Here is a 16669-nt window from a genome sequence, read left to right on the forward strand (position 1 = left end):
CGCTAATCACCTTCGTCATGTTACAACGCATGAAAACCAACCTGCGTTGGCAGGTCGGTGACGTCGAATTATTGTGCTTCGCTGCGGGCGGTATTTTTAGCCGTCAGGGTATGCGAACTGATGGCAGCGCAACGTAGTGCGGTAATAATCGCCAATGCGGGTGCGATGGCAAACAGAATAAACAGCCAATGGGCGGTATTTTCTGCCCCCGCTACTCCCCCTGGGGAATTAAGGCCAGAGAGGTTGGCTACCATGCCAGCCATCGCCGCACCGAGTGCGGTGGCAAACATCTGAACTGTGGTAATCGAGGCTCCGGCAATGTCTTTATCTTCTTCAGCAGCCACTTGCAGAATACGGGTCAGCAAATGTGGCCAGCCAAAACCGATACCAAAACCGACCAGTGTTAATGCAATAGCGATCGGCACCATATGTTGCCAACCACCGAGTGAACCGGCTGGCATCAAGATAGACAGTGCCACTAACCCCACTAGCACAATAATTGGGCCGCTGATAATCGCCCAGCGGACGCCTGATTTCTTCCAACCCGCGCTCATTACTTCAGAAAGGGTCCAGCCAGCCGCCATGGTGGCTGCAATATAACCTGAAATCAACGGTGACTGACCATGGAGGATTTGCAGGAAGTAAGGGACGAATATCTCACAGGTAATGCCGATCGCTAGCAGAGAAATGGTGATATAGAGTGCTGCCAGCGGTGAGTTAAGGCGCAATGCATCTTTTGGCAGTAGCCGAGAGGTGGCACGTGACTCGATGCGCAGTAACAACAGCAACAGTAAGATGGCAAACACCATACCCACCATGTTTATTAGGCCGCTACTGGCAATACTGCTGGCAGAAATAGTCAAAACAATCGCGGTTAATAACATCAATTGCGTGACGGGTAATGCCGACGCTGTCGTGGTATTGGATCGGCCCGCTGGCAGGATTCGCCAGGTAAAAATGGCATAAATAAGGGTGATGGGGAGTAGCGTCCAAAACGCAAAACGCCAGGCATTCATTTCAGCAAAGATGCCACCAATCGCAGGGCCAACCAGGGTAGCAACACCCCACATACCTGAAATCAGCGCCATTGCCCGCGGCCATAACGATTGTGGAAATACCAGATTAATCATGGCGTAAGAAAGGGCAAACAGGAAACCACCCCCTAAGCCTTGCACAGTGCGGCCCAGCAGCATCAGTGGCATATTCGGTGCCATGGCACATAACGCACTGCCGAGCATAAAGATTAGCGAGGCAAACAGGTATGCGCTACGTGGCCCGTAGCCACTGAGTAAGCGCGCAGAAAGGGCAGAGCCGAGGATCGAGGCGGTAACGAATAGCGTGGTATTCCAGGCGTACAAGCTCAGGCCGTCAATATCCAGCACCACGGACGGTAAAATGGTGGTGGCGATGTAGATATTGATGGCATGTAACACCACACCACCTGACAGGGCTATGGCAAAGGCCGCATTTTTACCGGAGAACAGGTCACTCCAACGGCTTGCATCATTTATTATCACGTTTCTATCCTGCCAGAAATCTGGTTGTTGAGTTGAGTTGATTTGGTGGTTACGATAAAATTAAACAAGTAAATTCTTGGAATAACTTAGGGCAGTTACTAATAATAAGTCAAGCATGCGCTTGGAAAATGTTATGCTGGCATTGATTGATCAAAAATAAAAAACCTAGCAATGATACCGGGGAAGATATGAATATCGACCATACCACCAGTCAGCCACAATCGGTGGCGAAACGCCTACTGATGCTGCTTAAAACTCGTGGTCCGATGCAAGCGAGTGATGCCGGGATGATTTTAGGCACGACAGGTGAAGCGGCCCGGCAGCAATTCGTCAAATTGGCTAAGGAGGGGTTGGTGGTCTCCGAGGCGCAAACGCGCGGTGTGGGTCGGCCGATTCAATTATGGCAGCTAACCGAGGTGGGTAACGCGCAGTTCCCTGATACGCACAGCGAACTGACGGTACAACTCTTAGGTTTAATCCGTTCTCAATTGGGTGACAGCGCCCTTGAGTTGCTGATTGATAGCCGCGAACAGGAAACCCGCACTCAATATTGTCAGGCGATGGTGGGGGCAAATAGTGTGACCGAGCGGGTTGAGCGGCTGGTGGCCATCCGCAGCCGTGAAGGTTATATGGCACAAATGCAGCAGGAGGCTGATGGGTCACTCTTGTTGATCGAAAATCACTGCCCGATCTGTGCCGCAGCGGCCAGTTGCCAGGGTTTTTGTCGGGCGGAGTTAGCCGTGTTCCAGCAGGTGTTAGGGGTACCGGTTGAGCGTGTTGAGCATATTCTATCCGGCTCGCGCCGTTGTACTTATCGCATTAGATTGGCGTCATTATGATGACCGATTGGCTGCTGCTGTAATGAAAATGCGGATAAAGCCTGAGGCACTATCCGCAGAGAAAGTATTAAGAATCACAGCGGGCTTAAGGTGATTTCAACCCGGCGGTTTTGTGCTTTACCGGCGGCGGTGCTGTTGCTTGCGACCGGATTGTCCGGGCCTGCACCACTGGTGCGAATACGATTAGCGGCCACGCCCTGCACGATGAGTGCGCTACCCACGCTGTCGGCGCGTTGTTGTGAAAGGGTCATGTTATGAGCTCTGGCACCGGAGCTGTCGGTATAACCCGTCACATTGACGGCGGTTTTATCATACTCTTTCAATACCATCGCCACGCCGGTTAAGGTGTTGGCACCCGCGGGTTTCAGATTGCTGCTGTCAGTATCAAATGTGACATTATTTGGCATATTCAACACGATATTATCGCCCTGACGGGTGACACTAACACCGGTACCGTTCATTTTTTCACGCAGTTTGGCTTCCTGCACATCCATGTAATAACCGGCACCACCACCCAACGCGGCACCTGCTGCTGCGCCAATTAACGCCCCTTTGCCCCGATCGTGTTTCGATGATGACAACATACCAATGCCAGCCCCTAATGCCGCACCAATACCAGCACCGTAACCGGATTTTCCGGCTTGAGACTCGCCAGTATAAGGATTGGTAGTACAAGCGGAAAGCGTAAGCGCCACAGCAACGGCGGCCACCGTGGCCAGAATGCGTTTTTTCATTGAATTTCCCTTAAATGGCACTCTATTTTGGCGAAAAGATAGATAACGTCGCCCAATAGCAGATTAAAAAATCAGTAACCAGCATTAAGTCCTGTTGCTGGTTTTTATCTGCCATCGTTATCCGGTAAAAAGGGGGGGAATACCATTGAGAAAACTCTCATAGTGCTGTGGCGTTAGTCTAAATGCTGTGTTTGTCGGCAGAAAAAGCACAGAAAAGCGCTTTACTCGCTGCCGGGTATTTCAGGAAACCGTAAAAGTGTTAACTATCAAAACTCATCATGCTGGAAGCTGAGTTTTGTGGCTACTCGCGCAGCGGGCTGACTCGGGGTGCGAAAACGTAAAACTTTTACCCCATGTTGTTGTAGATAACGTGCCAGCCCGTGCAGTGCGGCGCTACCGGCCCCGCGAACACTTCCTTCATCATCAGGCAGCAGCACATAGTTGGGATCAGTCACAAAAAATTCGATGTAGTAGTTCTCGTGACTATTTTCAAAAGTCTCATCTCTGCGGGCTGCCAGAATGTTGACAATATCTCCTTGCAGCCGTACCGCCACGTACACATAGTTATTTTCGAAAGAGATCAATTCGCTATACAGGACGAAGTTGTTTATCCGCCCGGCTTCGATAGTGCGGTTATGTTCCGACCAGGGTTCGCTAGTTATGTGGTAATAGATGGGCGCCTCGTTATAAATGTCTGACCATGCGCCTACCGCCGCTAAGGCATCATCCATAAAGGCGGCATCGATATCTGGCCGTATCGGAATGGTGGTATCAAAAATATCGACATCAAAATATAAATCGGGGTGGGTGACCCACTGATCATTCTCAAGCACTCGTACGGTAGGCGGATCGGTGGGGTAATGATAAGAGGCTAAAGAGAGTGAATAGGTGCCTAATGGCAAGCGCTGTGCACCAGAGGGAGGGGCAGTAGCGGTAGGGTTATGTAGCAAATAACGTGCGTAATTTAATCTCGTATAATCAAAAGCCTGAGATAGTTGGCGGATGGTTTCATCTATTCCGAATTGACGAACAACTAACTGGACCTCATTCACCAGGCGACTTTCTGCTGCCGGATCACTGGCCGCATAGCCCGTGGTATCATTAGTATGGATTTGCATTAATACCCGGCGTAGAACATCCAGAGTCCAGTCGCGCAGTGAATCACCGAATAACAGCGTGAAATCGGCTAATACTCTTGCTACCCACAGTTGGCAGTTTAAATTTACGTCTCGGGGATAGCGCTCGGCGAGGATATTATCTATCGAGGTTTTACAAAATTGCGCCGCGGCGGGGAGTGTAAGAGCCTGATTATGTAGTTGGGTGTCGAGCTTGGTTAACATCAGTCCAGCGCTGTCACTATTTTCTGGGCGTTGTGGCTGTGGCTCAAGTAAGGGTGGCTTGGTGGTAATCACAACCGATTTATCTTTGTTATCATCAGAAAACCAATGTTTTACTTTACGCCACAGCGTATCGCCCTGATTGCAGCGGCTGTGAGTGACGTAATTATAAATCGCCAGCGCGGGAATAAAGGCACAGCCTAATGTTCCGGCGGTATCCCGTTCGCTTCTGTGGTGCACAGGCTGAATATCTTCAGTGCTGGCAACCATCACTATTTGGTCGATGATCAGTGGCTGGCTGGCATTGTTATTAATGGTTAACCTTGCATCAAACTGGGAATTATTGAATGGGAAGGTGCCAAGTTCAATGGTGGGCGATAAGGCAATTTGTTCGGTTCCACGACTTTCCATATAATCTATCGCAATCCTGTTACTGTTCAAATGGAATGTCAGGGATAAACGATTGGCATCTGGGTGGAGATGGAAAACCAATGGTTCGTCACCAACCTGGCCAAAAATGGAAAGTTCTCTGTTAGATAACCATATGACTGGGGCTTGTGGTAAACCCACCATAAAGTCACTGGTATTATTAATATCGAAACTTAATAAAACCTGTTTGTTAGGGTGATTTATATTGTTCCAGTATGAGGCGAAAATTTTGGATAAAGGAAATTGCATTCGCTTTAAAATGATACAACGTTCACTACAGACTTTAAGGGGAGAATTAGCAACTATAACGCTGCTGATTTGATTATCCATATCCAAAGCAGCTAAATCACGCTGCCCGATTGACTCGGCTAAATTAAAGTAAGGCATATTGTAACTATCATTTTTATAGATGGTGGCGAACATGCCATTTGGAATGGAGATTGAGGATATACTGTCATTTCTAATAACCTCATCATCTTGATCGATAAAATCGATTCCTTGCTCATGAGATAAGCACATCGATTCTCCCTGAAAATCATCTTCATTATATAAACAAACCTTTGTGTTGTTTATTTGAGGGATATATCTGTTATTAGGTGATAAATGATTATGCTTAATGCAGTCGCGGTCCATTTCATGAGACATGGTCATCGGCGATAATATTATTAATGAAAGCAACATAAATTTATTAGTTATGACTTTTAATTTCATGGTTTTACCTCTATTCGTTTTCTCCGAAAAGTGGAAGGGGGGGAATATCAAAACTCATCATGTTTGAAGCCTAGTTTCATTTTTACTCGGGCAGAGGGTTGTGAAATAACGGTAGAACGTAGTGTTTTCACCCCCTTTTCTTTCAGATAACGAGCCAATTCATACACTGCTGCGGTACCTGCCCCGCGAATATTTCCCTCTGCATCTGGCGTTAGCACATTGCGCGGTGCGCTCACCGAAACATCGATATAGAACTCATCGTTAGCGTTCCCCTTCGCGGCCCCCAGCACGCTAACAATCTCGCCCTCAAGCCGCACCACCACAAACAGATAGTCATTACTGGTGTTTTCCAACTCGAGCAACAGCGAGGTACTGGTGGTGCGTGCGGCACTGATGGTGCGATCAAGGTCAGTTAGAGGATTGTCTTGCTGGTCAGTTTCTAATGGTGTGAAAAGATAAGTATTAAACCAATGGTCCATCACTGTGTGCGCACGAGTAATCGTTGATCTATCTGTGGTGCTGGCATCAATGATCTCCACCTCAAAATGTAAGTCGGGTCTGGTCACCCATGCATTACGCTGACGAATGCGGACGGTAGGTGGCTCGGCGGGATAGTGATAAGACTCCAGCGAAAGTGAATATTCCCCTAACGGAAGACTTTGTGCAGCGGCAGGTGATTGTGTGGCGTTGGGATTATGTTCGACATAATTGGCATAATTTAATTGGGCATAGCGAAATGCGCGGGTGATCTGCCGGATGGTTTCAGCCAAGCCAAATTGTTGGATAATCGCACGGACACCACTGACCAGATGACCCTCAGTGGCCTGATCGTTACCTGCATAGCCCGTCGTATATTGTTCATCAATCCGCGTGACGACATCCTGTAGTTGCTCTGGTGTCCAGTCCCGCACAGAATGACCGAATAACAGGGTAAAATCTGCCAAGACTTTTGATACCCAATGAGGGCAGTTTTCATCTGGGCTGCGGGGATAGCGCGCGGCGAGGAGATTCTCTAGCGAGGTTTTACAAAATCTTGCGCTGGCTGGTAATGTCAGGGCTTGATGATGTAATTGCGTATGAACTTTACTTAATATAAATGCGAGCGGGCTGGCTTGGTTATTGTTGTTTTCGCGGCGGGAGGATTGTGGCTCAAGTAAAGGAGTGTTGCCGGTAATCAAGACTACCTTGTCTTGATTATCATCGGAAAACCAATGTGATATCTGACGCCATAATTTATCCGCCTGATCACAATGGCTATGGGTAACATAATTATAAATCGCCAATGCGGGGATGAAGGTGCAGCCTAGCGTGCCTGCGGCATCCCGTACCTTTCTACTGCATCCACTATATTCAATGTTATCCGTTACGGCAGTATCAACTTGATATTTATCTTCAGAATATAAACAAACTTCTCTGATTTTAATGCCATCGGCAATGGCTAATTGGGAGGATGTTATTAAGAAAATTAAGGCTAATTGGATATTTAGCAATGTCCCTATCATATTAAATCCCTCACTTAATTCCCACAGGAAAATAGGCTCAGGAATAGAGTAATGCAATTATGGATTTGAACCGGTTATTAAAATTTGTCAGATGCAGGGAGAGTTAAAGCAGGGATGAGTTAAATGGGCGCTGCCAATGCAGGGTCAGGATAGTGTTTTTGGTCTCTGCATTATAGGTTTTCCCTACTACGGTAAAACCTTGTTTACGATAGAAGTGATAGGCACGCTGATTTCGTTGGTAGACCTCTAGAGTTAGCGCGCAGTAGCACTGTTGAACGTAATCCATCAACGCTTGCCCAATCCCCTTACCGTGCAAGGATTGGGTGACGAACAGCGCGCCGACCAGTTGTTCTTCGAGAATACTAATAAAGCCTGCAATGGGGTTAGCATCACCGGTAGTTTCCGCTGACAAATATAGCCAAGTGCGTGCCGCCGGGAGATAGGTATTCCGTACCAACGGGGCGCTCTCGTGCCAGTATTGTTCGGCCACAAAAGGATGCGCAGCAATGGTACTGGTCAGCCACAATTGCATCAGGTCATCGAGATCGCTTGGTTGGTAAGGTCGAATCATTTTACGGCGTTATCCGGGTGACAAAAACAGCTTGCCAGATGGTCGTTCACTAAACCGCTGGCCTGCATAAATGCGTAGCAAATGGTGGAACCGATAAATTTAAAACCTTTTTTTTTCAATGCTTTTGACATTGCATCTGATACGGGTGTGGTTGCGGGTGACTCCGCCAGACACCACCAATGGTTAATTTTTGGCTCGCCATCAACAAAACTCCAGATAAAGCGCGAAAAATCCTCACCGTTGGCTTCCATGGCCAGATAAGCCTGTGCATTGGTGATAATGGCCTGAATCTTACCGCGATGACGGATAATACCGCTGTCCAGCACCAGTTTTTCTACATCGTCTGGCCCCATTTTCGCCACACGCACCGGATCAAAATTATGGAAGCACTTGCGGTAGTGTTCACGTTTTTTCAGCACGGTTATCCATGACAGTCCGGCTTGTTGCCCTTCGAGGCAGAGCATTTCGAACAGCGCCTGACTGTCGGTCCGTGGGATACCCCATTCAGTGTCGTGATAAGCGAGATAGAGAGGATCAGAGGTGACCCAACCGCAGCGTTGTAGACTCATAACTCGTCTTCCTTTTTATTATCTGACTTAGCAGAGGATGATCGCTGTTCATTAGCTGATTAGCAACCTATCGACGGACTCTTTACCTTTGTTGGCGCAGAGCAGAATAATCAGTTGGAATACAGTGAAAGGCTCATTTTATCGACAAATCGATCTTGATTGTTGCATCTTGCCGGATTCTGGCTGTATATCTTACGGTCAACGGGTATACTGACTCATTCCATTTTAATCCACTTGTATCGCGTGCGAATCCAACATGCAAAAGTTTGATACCAAGACCTTTCAGGGCCTGATCCTGACGTTACAGGACTATTGGGCGCGCCAAGGCTGCACCATTGTTCAACCACTGGACATGGAAGTCGGCGCGGGTACCTCCCACCCAATGACCTGCCTGCGTGCACTTGGCCCAGAGCCAATCGCTGCCGCTTATGTACAACCTTCACGCCGCCCGACCGATGGTCGCTACGGTGAGAACCCAAATCGCCTGCAACACTATTATCAGTTCCAGGTGATCATTAAGCCTTCACCAGACAACATTCAGGAGCTGTATTTAGGCTCGCTGAGAGAACTGGGTCTGGACCCGACTATCCACGATATCCGCTTTGTCGAAGACAACTGGGAGAACCCGACCTTGGGTGCCTGGGGTCTGGGCTGGGAAGTGTGGTTGAACGGGATGGAAGTGACGCAGTTCACTTACTTCCAGCAAGTGGGCGGTTTGGAATGTAAACCGGTCACTGGCGAGATAACCTATGGTCTGGAACGTTTAGCGATGTACATTCAGGGTGTAGACAGCGTTTATGACCTGATTTGGTGCGACGGCCCGCTGGGCAAAACCACTTATGGCGATATTTATCATCAGAATGAAGTGGAGCAATCCACCTATAACTTCGAATACGCCGATGTGGATTTCCTGTTCTCCTGCTTTGAGCAGTATGAGAAAGAAGCTCAGTCGCTGCTGGCACTGGAAAACCCGCTGCCGCTGCCCGCTTATGAGCGCATTCTGAAAGCTGGCCATACGTTTAACCTGCTGGACGCCCGTAAAGCCATCTCGGTGACCGAGCGCCAACGCTATATTCTGCGCATTCGTACGCTGACCAAAGCTGTCGCCGAGGCTTATTATGCTTCCCGCGAGGCGTTGGGCTTCCCTATGTGCAAAAAGAATCAGAACTAAGAGGCTGTCATGACTCAACAGACTTTCCTGGTGGAAATCGGCACGGAAGAGTTGCCGCCGAAGGCTCTTCGTTCTCTGGCCGAATCTTTTGCTGCCAACTTTACTGCTGAACTGGATAACGCCAACCTGCCTCATGGTGAGGTGGTTTGGTATGCTGCGCCGCGCCGTCTGGCGGTAAAAGTGGCCGATTTAAGCGCGGCTCAGGCGGATCGTGAAGTTGAAAAACGCGGCCCTGCCATTGCGCAAGCTTTTGATGCTGAAGGTAAACCGAGCAAAGCCGCCGAAGGCTGGGCACGGGGTTGTGGTATTACTGTCGATCAGGCTGAACGCCTGGTTACTGACAAAGGCGAATGGCTGCTGTACCGCGCCCATGTCAAAGGCCAATCAGCACAATTACTGCTGGCAGATATGGTGAATAGCGCGCTGAGTAAGCTGCCTATTCCAAAACTGATGCGCTGGGGTGATAAAGAAACCCAATTCGTTCGCCCGGTTCATACTGTAACCCTGCTGTTAGGCAGCGAATTGCTTCCAGGCACTGTGTTAGGTATCGATTCAGACCGCATTATTCGTGGTCACCGCTTTATGGGTGAGGCTGAGTTCACTATTGATAACGCTGACCAATACCCGCAGATTTTGCTGGAGCGCGGTAAAGTCATCGCTGATTATGAATCACGTAAAGCTATAATCAAGCGTGATGCAGAACTGGCAGCGCAGAAGATTGGCGGTATTGCTGATCTGAGTGAAAGCTTGCTGGAAGAAGTGACATCACTGGTTGAATGGCCGGTGGTGCTAACCGCCAAGTTTGAAGAGAAATTCCTAGCAGTACCTGCGGAAGCACTGGTCTACACCATGAAAGGTGACCAGAAGTACTTCCCGGTTTACGATGCTGCCGGTAGCCTACTGCCAAACTTCATTTTTGTTGCCAATATCGAATCTAAAGATCCTCAACAGATTATTTCCGGTAACGAGAAAGTGGTTCGTCCGCGCTTGGCTGATGCGGAGTTTTTCTTTAAGACTGACCGTAAAAAACGTCTGGAAGACAATTTGCCGCGTCTGGAAACCGTGCTGTTCCAACAGCAATTGGGGACGTTGCGTGACAAGACCGACCGTATTCAAGCATTGGCGGGCTGGGTTGCCGCACAGATTGGCGCGGACGTTAACCATGCTACCCGTGCAGGTCTGCTGTCCAAATGTGACCTGATGACCAACATGGTGTTTGAATTCACCGATACTCAAGGTGTGATGGGGATGCACTATGCCCGTCACGATGGTGAAGCTGAAGATGTTGCTGTAGCGCTGAATGAGCAATACCAGCCACGGTTTGCCGGTGATGATTTGCCATCTAACCCAGTTGCTTGTGCATTAGCGATTGCCGATAAGATGGACACATTGGCCGGTATTTTCGGCATTGGTCAACATCCGAAAGGTGATAAAGACCCGTTTGCGCTGCGCCGTGCGGCGTTGGGAGTACTGCGCATTATCGTCGAGAAGAACTTGCCACTTGATCTGCAAACGCTGACTGAAGAGGCGGTGCGCCTGTATGGCAGCAAGCTGACCAATGGCAACGTGGTCGATGAAGTGATTGAGTTCATGCTGGGCCGTTTCCGTGCCTGGTATCAGGATGAAGGTCACAGCGTTGACACTATTCAGGCGGTACTGGCTCGTCGTCCAACCAAACCGGCTGATTTTGATGCGCGGGTGAAGGCGGTGACCTATTTCCGTACCCTGGATGCCGCAGCGACATTGGCTGCTGCTAACAAGCGTGTATCGAATATTCTGGCGAAATCCACTGATACCCTGAATGACCATGTGCATGCCTCGGTGTTAAAAGAGCCGGCAGAGCTGAAACTGGCAACACATTTAGTGGTGTTGCGTGACAAACTGGAGCCAGTCTTTGCTGCGGGTCACTATCAGGAAGCGCTGGTGGAACTGGCAGCTCTGCGAGAAACGGTCGATGAGTTCTTCGACAGTGTTATGGTTATGGCAGAGGACGATGCAGTGCGGATCAACCGTCTGACATTGCTGAGTAAATTACGCGAGCTATTCTTGCAGGTTGCTGATATTTCGTTATTACAGTAATTCTGTACTTGGCTGGTCACAGGGGAGCGTATATCGCTCCCCTTAGCTATTCTTATTACTCACGTTAGATGATAAGAATGGGATTTTGTGAAAATAAGTACTTACTACAGGAGTAGTTTCACATGACTTTTGCACTGAATACAGCCCGATATTCACGTTGGTTAGCGCCATTACTGGCGTTACTGGTGGTGTTCCAATTGACCGCCTGCGGGGATAAAGAGCCAGAACAACGTAAGGCTTTTATTGATTATCTGCAAAATACAGTGATGCGTAGCGGGATGAAACTGCCAACACTGAGCGAAGATCAAAAACAGAAATTTGGCCCTTATGTCAGTGATTATGCGATTTTAGTCACTTTTTCACAGCAGCTTACCAAATCTGTTGATGCCAGCTTGAGCCCGGCGATTGCTCAAATCAATGAGATTCGCGTGGCGCAGGATTATCTCGCCAAGCGTGATGCATTACAGCAGTCCGCAGGTGCATTGAACTTGTTAGTGCAACAGATTCGTACGGCAAAAACACAAGCCGATAGTGCGGTTGCTGCATTGAAACAGCCTGATGATTTGAAAGTGGTATTTAATAAAGCTTTCGATAATATTGTGACTCAGCCAGCCAATGTGTTGATCCCAGCAGTGCCGGTGATTTCTGCTTTTGTGCAGGATCTGGCACAAGTTGGTGATTTCTTGCAGCAGCAGGGAACGCAGGTCACTTTCAATAATGGCGGCGTTCAATTCCAGACCCCACAGCAAGCAGCGCTATATAACACGATGATGGCTAATTTAGTCGCCAAGTATCCGGCGATGATGACGGCACAGAAGAGTGTTGCGAGTGTCATGCAGTGATGGTTTTGGTTGATTTGATTTGATTTGGTGATCGGTTCGGTTGTTAGGACTGATCGAGTTATTCTTTCGGTTAGTATTTGATAAGTGAATAAGTTCGGTTGTTAAAGTAACTGAATTTACTTAACCTGCGATGAACCAACCGGCAAAGGGGCCATAAGCGTGGCCCCTTGTGCAATCCCGCGCTTGCGCGAAATATTGCCCTGCGGGTAAACCGTCCGCGTCTTTCGGGCTGACGAGCCAGCGCGATTCGCTCCTGCTCAAGCGCGCTTTTCGCGGGCGTCCATGCCCGCTCACTCTACCCTCATTCCTTGTCGGCAATATTCCTGATTGCGCTCAACGTCAAAACCATCGCTTTAGGTTTTGATTTTCTCTTTTGACTTTAAAAGCACATTTGAGCGAGGGAACCTGCGCAGCAGGCAAGCGATACGTGCGCAAGCGCGGATTGTTAAGGCCCACGCTTATGGGCCTTAACTCGGTTGAGGCGACTGAGCTAAAATGACCTCTGAGCGTTTATCAACCGAAACCTGATCCGAACCTAAGCACTAAACCCATATCAACCGAAACCCGCTCCAATAATGTGCCCCCTTCCCCCTGTTATTTTATTACACATTTCTACCGAGAGTTGAGTCTGAGAGGTTATTAGCAGGGTGAATGTCTCATCTCCTCTCTACGAGCAAAAATAACTTGTGATTAACATCACATTTTCAAAACAAACTAACCCACGCAAAATGTGATTTATATCACTCTTATCGAGCTTTTTAGCTTAAAAATTCGTCGTCGTGGTTTTCTTACAGTCATTTAGTGTGATCTGCGTCAACAAACACACCCCTATAATAGGGGGTTTGGTGTGACTTATGTCACATAAATGCAGTGAGCTACGCGTGAATAAAGGAGCATGCTAGAGTTTGTTTTGCATACAGCGTGTTTGTATTCGATAGCACCGGCGGGTTTTGCAGAACTGCCTCAACAAAACAATTATATCGCGCTCTTATTGTTAGCGCGTACCAATAGGGGTGTTTTATGTTTTCACCAGACGCAAAGGTCAGAATTCAAAATTTTGGCCGATTCCTCAGTAACATGGTTATGCCCAATATCGGGGCGTTTATTGCCTGGGGTATTATCACCGCACTGTTTATTCCAACCGGCTGGCTGCCAAATGAAACACTAGCCAAACTGGTTGGCCCAATGATCACCTACCTGTTACCACTGCTGATCGGTTTTACCGGTGGCCGTTTGGTGGGGGGTGATCGCGGTGGTGTGGTAGGTGCTATCACCACCATGGGTGTTATCGTTGGTGCGGATATGCCAATGTTCCTCGGTGCGATGATTGTGGGTCCGCTGGGTGGCTGGGCAATCAAACACTTTGACCGTTGGGTTGAAGGTAAAATCAAAAGCGGCTTTGAGATGCTGGTTAACAACTTCTCAGCCGGTATCATCGGTATGCTGTTGGCGATTTTGGCCTTTATGGCGATCGGCCCATTTGTAGAAGTGTTGTCTAAAGCACTGGCTGCTGGTGTGCATATCATGGTGCAGCTTAACCTGCTGCCATTAACGTCTATCTTCGTCGAACCAGCTAAAATCCTGTTCCTGAATAACGCGATTAACCACGGTATCTTCTCACCTCTGGGTATCCAGCAGGCGACTGAAACCGGTAAGTCTATCTTCTTCCTGATCGAAGCAAACCCAGGCCCAGGTATGGGTGTGTTGATGGCTTACATGTTCTTCGGTAGAGGCAACGCTAAGCAATCTGCTGGCGGCGCGGCTATCATCCATTTCTTCGGTGGTATCCACGAAATCTATTTCCCATACGTGCTGATGAACCCGCGCTTATTGCTGGCGGTTATTCTGGGCGGTATGACCGGCGTGTTCACTCTGACTGTGCTGAACGGCGGTCTGGTATCACCTGCGTCTCCTGGTTCTATCCTGGCAGTATTGGCGATGACACCTAAAGGTGCTTATTTTGCCAACATTGCTGCAGTTGCTGCTGCGTTTGCTGTGTCCTTCGTGGTGTCTGCTATCTTGCTGAAAACCTCTAAAGTCAAAGACGACGAGGAAGACAGTCTGGGAGATGCGACTCGCCGTATGCAAGATATGAAAGCGCAATCTAAAGGCGCACAAGCGGCGAATGCTGCCGCTGCCGCAGGCGACCTGACCACCGTACGTAAAATCATCGTAGCTTGTGATGCGGGTATGGGTTCTAGTGCGATGGGGGCCGGTGTGCTGCGTAAGAAAGTACAAGATGCGGGCTTGAGACATATCTCGGTGACTAACTGTGCTATCAACAACTTACCAGAAGATGTGGACTTGGTTATCACCCACCGTGATTTGACTGAGCGAGCCATGCGCCATGCGCCACAGGCACAACATATCTCGTTGACCAACTTCCTTGATAGCCAGTTGTACACCAACCTGACAGCACGTTTGGTGGAGGCGGCTAACACGACAGCAAGCACTCAGAAAGTGATTGAAACGCTGGACGATAGCTTTGAAGCCTCTGAAGCCAACTTGTTCAAGCTGGGCGCGGAGAATATTTTCCTCAATCAACACGCAGCCACCAAAGAGCAAGCTATTCGCTTCGCTGGTGAGCAGTTGGTGAAGGGCGGTTATGTTGAGCCGGAATATGTTGAAGCGATGTTGGAACGTGAAAAACTGACCTCCACCTATCTGGGCGAATCTATCGCGGTACCACACGGTACCATTGAAGCGAAAGACCGTGTGTTGAAAACCGGTGTAGTATTCTGCCAATACCCTGACGGCGTGCGCTTTGGTGACGAAGAAGATGAAGTGGCGCGTTTGGTGATTGGTATCGCGGCCCGTAATAATGAGCATATTCATGTTATTACCAGCCTGACGAATGCGCTGGATGATGAGTCGGTGATTGAGCGCTTAAGTAAAACTACCAGCGTGCAGGAAGTATTGGACTTATTGGGTGGCAAAAAGTAACCCAGCAATAACTGAATAGGGCCGTTGGGAGAAACGGCCCTTCTACAGCAAAAGGTAACGAATATGAAAGCATTACATTTTGGCGCAGGTAACATTGGCCGGGGCTTCATTGGTAAACTTCTTGCTGATGCCGGTGCGCAACTGACCTTCGCAGATGTTAACCAGCCGCTGCTGGACGAACTGAATAAACGTAAAAGTTATCAGGTCAATGTGGTTGGTGAGCAGGCGCGGGTTGAAGAAGTCAAAAACGTGAGTGCAGTAAACAGTAGTAGCCCAGACGTGGTGGCGCTGATTGCTGATGCCGATATTGTCACCACCGCTGTTGGACCGCAGATTCTGGCACGTATTGCCGGCACCGTGGCACAAGGCTTAGTCGCTCGTCATCAACAAGGTAATACTCGTCCGCTGAATATTATCGCCTGTGAGAATATGGTGCGCGGTACCAGCCAGTTAAAACAGCATGTCTTCGCTGCGTTACCGGAAAGTGAACAAGCGTGGGTTGAGCAACATGTCGGTTTCGTCGATTCCGCGGTAGACCGTATTGTGCCGCCATCAGAAGCGGGCAGTACAGATATTCTGGCAGTGACGGTAGAGACCTTCAGTGAGTGGATTGTTGATGGTACCCAGTTCAAAGGGCAGCCACCGGAAATCGCAGGTATGGAGTTGACCGACAACCTAATGGCGTTTGTGGAGCGTAAACTCTTCACCCTGAACACCGGTCATGCGATAACGGCCTATCTGGGGCAACTGGCCGGCCATCAAACCATCCGTGATGCCATTCTGGACCCAGCAGTACGCCAGACAGTGAAAGGCGCGATGGAAGAGAGCGGTGCAGTGCTGATTAAACGCTATGCTTTTGATCCACAAAAACATGCCGCTTATATCAATAAAATCATCTCCCGTTTTGAGAACCCTTACCTGCATGACGATGTTGAACGTGTTGGCCGTCAGCCACTGCGTAAACTGAGTGCCGGTGATCGATTGATCAAACCGCTATTGGGTACACTTGAGTATCAACTGCCACACACCAATCTGGTAACCGGTATTGCGGCGGCCATGAGTTATCGCAGTGAGCAAGACTCACAAGCTCAGGAGTTGGTTGAATTACTGGCGAAATTGGGGCCGAAAGCTGCTTTGGCGCAAATTTCAGGCTTACCCGCTGATGGCGAGGTTGTCGAACAGGCGGTGAGTGTGTATAACGCCATGCAGGACAAGCTGACGCACTAATTTTGTGATGAACAAAATGAGTTTGCGTTAGGTGATATACCCTAAATAATTCGAGTTGCGGGAAGGCGACAAGCGAGATACAAATCGGTCGGGAACCGATTTGTACAGCATTTATGCTAGCCCGTAGGGTGAGCCTCCAGGATGAGGCTCATTAATCCCGATGAGCTTACGCAGTCAAGTGATTCGGGTTATTGAACG

12 protein-coding genes are annotated in these 16669 nt (G+C 48.9%); 6 read left to right on the forward strand and 6 right to left on the reverse strand.

The genetic code is table 11. From position 1 onward, the window contains the following. Window positions 1-68: 68 nt before the first annotated feature. On the reverse strand, window positions 69-1511 hold the full coding sequence (locus V1955_RS00115) for an MFS transporter (protein ID WP_193784851.1): 1443 nt from the start codon (window positions 1509-1511) through the stop codon (window positions 69-71). A 194-nt stretch (window positions 1512-1705) separates the two neighbouring features. On the opposite strand from V1955_RS00115, the gene V1955_RS00120 reads away from it, so the two are divergent. After that, window positions 1706-2356 (forward strand): helix-turn-helix transcriptional regulator, encoded by a 651-nt coding sequence (locus V1955_RS00120; protein ID WP_372568435.1) that lies wholly within the window; start codon window positions 1706-1708, stop codon window positions 2354-2356. 74 nt (window positions 2357-2430) lie between these two features. On the opposite strand, the gene V1955_RS00125 is transcribed toward V1955_RS00120, so the two are convergent. From V1955_RS00125 to V1955_RS00145, 5 genes are all read right to left on the reverse strand, one after another. Then, a complete protein-coding gene (locus V1955_RS00125) occupies window positions 2431-3090 on the reverse strand; it encodes an OmpA family lipoprotein (RefSeq protein ID WP_083161492.1) in 660 nt (219 codons plus the stop codon). Between the two features lie 266 nt (window positions 3091-3356). Further along, complete coding sequence (locus tag V1955_RS00130) at window positions 3357-5375, reverse strand: GNAT family N-acetyltransferase (RefSeq protein WP_442820407.1); 2019 nt, start codon at window positions 5373-5375, stop codon at window positions 3357-3359. Window positions 5376-5614: 239 nt separating this feature from the next. Continuing rightward, window positions 5615-7069 (reverse strand): GNAT family N-acetyltransferase, encoded by a 1455-nt coding sequence (locus V1955_RS00135; RefSeq protein ID WP_442820408.1) that lies wholly within the window; start codon window positions 7067-7069, stop codon window positions 5615-5617. Window positions 7070-7172: 103 nt separating this feature from the next. Further along, window positions 7173-7640, reverse strand: coding sequence for an N-acetyltransferase (locus V1955_RS00140; RefSeq protein ID WP_083161486.1), 468 nt, complete (start codon window positions 7638-7640; stop codon window positions 7173-7175). Then, window positions 7637-8209 (reverse strand): DNA-3-methyladenine glycosylase I, encoded by a 573-nt coding sequence (locus tag V1955_RS00145; RefSeq protein WP_083161484.1) that lies wholly within the window; start codon window positions 8207-8209, stop codon window positions 7637-7639. Before V1955_RS00145 ends, V1955_RS00140 begins: the two co-directional genes overlap by 4 nt. 256 nt (window positions 8210-8465) lie before the next feature. Between V1955_RS00145 and glyQ the strand changes: the two genes are divergently transcribed. The 5 genes from glyQ to V1955_RS00170 all read left to right on the forward strand — a co-directional run bounded on the left by glyQ (window position 8466) and on the right by V1955_RS00170 (window position 16471). Beyond that, window positions 8466-9380, forward strand: a complete 915-nt coding sequence (gene glyQ / locus V1955_RS00150; RefSeq protein ID WP_005186828.1) for a glycine--tRNA ligase subunit alpha — start codon at window positions 8466-8468, stop codon at window positions 9378-9380. A 9-nt stretch (window positions 9381-9389) separates the two neighbouring features. Beyond that, entirely contained in the window at window positions 9390-11459 is a 2070-nt protein-coding gene (glyS, locus tag V1955_RS00155; protein ID WP_442820409.1) for a glycine--tRNA ligase subunit beta, read from the forward strand. A gap of 122 nt (window positions 11460-11581) precedes the next feature. Further along, complete coding sequence (locus V1955_RS00160) at window positions 11582-12301, forward strand: DUF3053 domain-containing protein (RefSeq protein WP_083161480.1); 720 nt, start codon at window positions 11582-11584, stop codon at window positions 12299-12301. Between the two features lie 1020 nt (window positions 12302-13321). Further along, entirely contained in the window at window positions 13322-15244 is a 1923-nt protein-coding gene (locus V1955_RS00165) for a PTS mannitol transporter subunit IICBA (protein WP_420072743.1), read from the forward strand. A 63-nt stretch (window positions 15245-15307) separates the two neighbouring features. Next, entirely contained in the window at window positions 15308-16471 is a 1164-nt protein-coding gene (locus V1955_RS00170) for a mannitol-1-phosphate 5-dehydrogenase (RefSeq protein ID WP_420072742.1), read from the forward strand. Window positions 16472-16669: the final 198 nt, after the last annotated feature.

Source organism: Yersinia sp. 2545 StPb PI, assembly GCF_052217125.1.
Classification (GTDB): Bacteria; Pseudomonadota; Gammaproteobacteria; order Enterobacterales; family Enterobacteriaceae; genus Yersinia; species Yersinia enterocolitica_E.